Source organism: Microcystis sp. LEGE 08355 (assembly GCF_015207185.1).
GTDB classification, from domain to species: Bacteria; Cyanobacteriota; Cyanobacteriia; order Cyanobacteriales; family Microcystaceae; genus Microcystis; species Microcystis panniformis.
The window spans coordinates 1-4,123 of sequence record NZ_JADEXI010000419.1; the positions used below are offsets into that span (position 1 = coordinate 1).

The window sequence follows — 4,123 nt, forward strand, 5'->3', positions numbered from 1 at the left end:
ATTTTGCATTATGCTATGGTGGGTTTTTCTATGCTTTTTTGGACTTTTCAAGGTCTAGCTTGCCTTGAAACCATTGCTAAATCTAGACTTTCCCTTTTAGCCAAACCAAACACTTTGGTCAATTATGCCTTTTTTCCCGAACAACGTTGATCTAATTTTTGTGTAGTTTTGTTGCAAAGTCAAAATTTTTTTGACAAAATGCCCGAATTGTGGTAAAGACGAAATGACGGGATTTAGCATCATCTCTATCTGTTCTACCTCACCCTTAAGATAACTGCTAGAGTTGTTTTTTCGGCTCTTCGGTTTGTGTTATGCAATGGACGGGGGTTATAAGGGATGGAACCCTTATATAGAAAGGCATTTAGCGATTTTTGTCAATTGTTTTTGCTCTAGAGCGAACTAATCAATTAAGTCTCTTGCCAGATAAGGATTTAGTCGATTTATGCCCCCCTATCGAACCATACCAAGTAACGAAGAACCGACTTTTTCAGCAAACCCTAAATAAGCTAAGACGTATTTAAACCGCTTATTCTTAGATTAGCCGAATCTCCCCCCCCTTGCCCCTCCAACCCCCCCGATGTCGGGGGGGCAGGGGGGGTTTGCCTTTTGCCTCGTCTCAACAAGCAATTTAAATTACGAACAGCTTAGTTGCGTCATTAGGATACTTCAATCGCGGTAAAATCGACACGCTGATATAAATCTGTCAGGGATATTTGAAAATCTAGAGAAAACAAAGTTAAAATCGCTTCTTGATCGTGATAATCCCGAAATGCCCAATGATCGCCTCTTTTATGAAATTGTTCTATATAATAACCATATTGATCGATTAAAATATATTCTTCAAAACTATCAAGAGAGCGATAAAATTTAAACTTATCACCCCGATTATAATCTTGAGTAGATTTTGATAAAACCTCGATAATAACCTGTGGATTGGTAATCGTATCGGTGCGTCCTCTTTCAAGAATTGGTTCCCCTTTAACGATCATAATATCGGGATAGGTGTACATATTATAGGCGGGTATGGCCAAGCGTAGATCGGTGATAAATATATCATAGGCTTGATTCTGGATAGTTAAGGGAAATCTTCTATAAAAATTTCCCGCAATGCGATTATGGTTAGGAGTTCCCCCAGTCATAATAATAATTTCTCCATCTCGATACTCGTGTCTGTCGGTGGCAGTTTCCTCTAGTTGAAAGTATTCTGCGACTGTGTAGCGTTTCTCAGTGGTTGCGACCATATTGCCCCCTTGAAAGCAAAGCTCTGTTTTTATGATAACCTGTTTTCTGAAAAGGTAAGTAGCTGGTTATAATTAAATTAAAAATGGATTTTAGGTTCGATCCCCCCTGCCCCCCTTGATAAGGGGGGTGTCTGATAATTTTTAACGCCTACCTACTTATACCAAATTTCTAAATCCATGACAGACATCCACGCTCGAATGCTTGCCAAACCTTCATTCGTTGTGACGCGAATAAAGAAAAATGGTATTACAATTATCGGTTTTAATCAGGTGCTGACTGCTGTATAAATATCGAGAGACCTGGTTAACCAAGTCTCTCGAAAGTGGGGGGGATTATTGTTGCTAATTTGCTAATCAGGTTGGGATAATTTGAGGATAGCGCTAGTGACTTTCATGCTTTCTTGATAAAGCACATCTTGGCCCCAACGCTGTAACTGTTTACCTAGCAAAGTTTCTGTTTTTTGGTCTTCCAGATGGGACACTTGTTCAACGCGGCAAGATTGGGCCCCTCCCGAAGCTTCCATCCGCATACAGCCGGTAGTTCCCGAACAAATTACCGTGCAACAATCAGCCTGAAGATTAGTAGAACTGAGTTTAATACTAATCAGATCTCCTTGTACTTCACCCCAATCGGCCACGGGAACACCGGCTAATTCCGCCTCAATTAAACGCTGGTCCTGACCGAGGAAGCTAATCCGATGAATAGCGTAATCTCCCGACCGGTGACTATATCCCACCGGTCGCCATTGTAACCGGCTGGCCATCCAACCGAGGAACATAAAAGCTTGGCAAGGATTGCCCTTTTCGTAATCAATAGTGATGCGATCGACTTCCAGAATAGCATCCCGGCGCTCCGGTGGATCAAAAGCCTCGGCGGTTAGTTCTTGCCAGGGGGCGAGACGACTCCAGTTCAGGTCAGCTAATGGTACATCTGTTGCTAATAAATCCCCCACTTGCAGCAGTTCCGTTTCCGGTTCCCGAAAAGTGCTGGAATCGACGATAATCGTATCACATTGACTGGCCAGACGCTTAAATAGTCCATATTCCGCATCGGGACTGGCTTTCCACCAGAGAAATTTGGGCAAACTGGGAATAGTTAACTCGGAAATAATGCCGCCAATTCGTTCCAAAGCTTCCGCTGTACCGCTTAAAGTAACGTATTCACAGCAAACTAAAGTGTTCTGACTACGTTTGTTAACGGGACAATAGGCAGAAACGGAGGCTTTTACCCCTTCATCGGCCTCGGCGGTGGGACAGAGGGTGATAATGCGACAGGGATTGGAGGCAGCGATCGCATCTGCGACCCCAATCGCATCCAAATCGGCGGCGTATTGACGATGATTAGCCCCGTCCTCGGCGTTTTTTTCCGCTTCCCAGGCCCCCCTTAACTGGGCGACAAATTCATCGCTAGAAAGCCCAGTTACTTCTAGTCCTAGCTCTTTCTGGGCGACTTTGATGGCGGCGTGAGTCCGCGGACCGGCAATACCATCAATCGGGCCGGTGTAATAGCCGAGAAGGGTTAACAATTCCTGTACCGCATCGGGTTCATAGACAATAAAGCTAAAGGTGGTGGCCCGGGTGGCGGCCATACCATCCTGATTATCATTATAGGATTGCCAGATATCGCGCAGTTCCTGCTCGATCACATCGATGGAAACATCTTTCGGTGCTTGCAGGGAGACAATGGGGGGGCTTTGGGTGGTCATGTCAGTTATCAGTTATCAGTTATCAGTTATCAGTTATCAGTGATTCAGTTACCAGTTATCAGTGATTCAGTTACCAGTTATCAGATGTGAGTTATCAGTTATCAGATGTGAGTTTTTAGTTTACTGTTTACTGCTCACTGATTACTGTTCACTGTATTAGAGTCGTCGCCAACGACGGCCATCGCGATTAAGGAGAAATTCCGCTTCTGTGGGTTCCCAGGTACCCGCTTCGTATTGGGGTACGGAGGCGGGATCGGCGGGAGCGTCCCAAGCGGCGAGAGCGGGAGTAACGATGCGCCATGCTTCTTCTACCTCATCAGAACGGGTAAATAGGGTTTGATCTCCTAGCATAGCGTCTAAAAGTAGCCGATTATAGGCATCAGCGCTGGCAACACCGAAGGAGGAACCATAACTAAAGTCCATTTCTACCGTGCGCGTGCGTAATTCCGACCCCGGCATTTTTGCCTCAAAACGGAGGGCAATACCTTCGTTAGGCTGAATCCGCAGGCTCAGTACATTTGCATTAGTTTGTTGGGCCGCCGATTGGAAGATTAATAACGGCACATGGCGGAATTGGATGGCAATCTCGGAAACTTTTTTGGGCAGACGTTTACCGGTACGCAGATAGAAGGGGACACCTTGCCAACGCCAGTTATCGACGATTAATTTCATGGCCACATAGGTGGGAGTGGTCGATTCGGGATTAACCCCCGGTTCTTCCCGATAGCCCGGAATGGGTTTTCCTTTCATCCAACCGGCTTTATACTGGCCGCGGATGGCGGATTTTTCTAGGTTATTAATATCGGCCAGGTGAGTCGCTTGCAGGACTTTGACTTTTTCGCCGCGGACACTATCAGCGTTAATAGCGTTGGGTGCTTCCATCGCCGTCAAGCAGAATAACTGCATCAGGTGATTTTGCACCATATCGCGCAAAGCTCCCGATTTTTCGTAATATCCGGCCCGCTCCTCCACTCCCACGGTTTCGGCCACGGTAATCTGGACGTGATCGATAAATTGACGATTCCAGAGGGGTTCAAAGATAGCGTTAGCAAATCGGAACACCAATAAGTTTTGGACGGTTTCCTTGCCTAAATAGTGGTCAATGCGATAAACTTGGTTCTCCTGACAAACCTCTTGTACGACTCGATTGAGAACTTGGGCAGAACTGAGGTCTTT

The 4,123-nt window shown here is 45.6% G+C and carries 3 protein-coding genes; all 3 read right to left on the reverse strand.

The window, feature by feature from the left end:
- Window positions 1–656 precede the first annotated feature (656 nt).
- Window positions 657–1,241: a Uma2 family endonuclease gene (locus IQ242_RS18255; RefSeq protein WP_193960947.1), complete on the reverse strand. Its 585-nt coding sequence runs from the start codon at window positions 1,239–1,241 to the stop codon at window positions 657–659.
- 350 nt (window positions 1,242–1,591) lie between these two features.
- Window positions 1,592–2,947: a glucose-6-phosphate dehydrogenase assembly protein OpcA gene (opcA, locus tag IQ242_RS18260; protein WP_193960948.1), complete on the reverse strand. Its 1,356-nt coding sequence runs from the start codon at window positions 2,945–2,947 to the stop codon at window positions 1,592–1,594.
- Between the two features lie 156 nt (window positions 2,948–3,103).
- On the reverse strand, window positions 3,104–4,123 hold a 1,020-nt coding region (zwf, locus tag IQ242_RS18265), incomplete at its 5' end, for a glucose-6-phosphate dehydrogenase (protein ID WP_193960949.1).

Bases quoted from the DNA above. Each gene is read 5' to 3' on its own strand.
- opcA (WP_193960948.1), bottom strand. From the start codon at position 2,947: ATGACCACCCAAAGCCCCCCCATTGTCTCCCTGCAAGCACCGAAAGAT.
- IQ242_RS18255 (WP_193960947.1), bottom strand. From the start codon at position 1,241: ATGGTCGCAACCACTGAGAAACGCTACACAGTCGCAGAATACTTTCAA.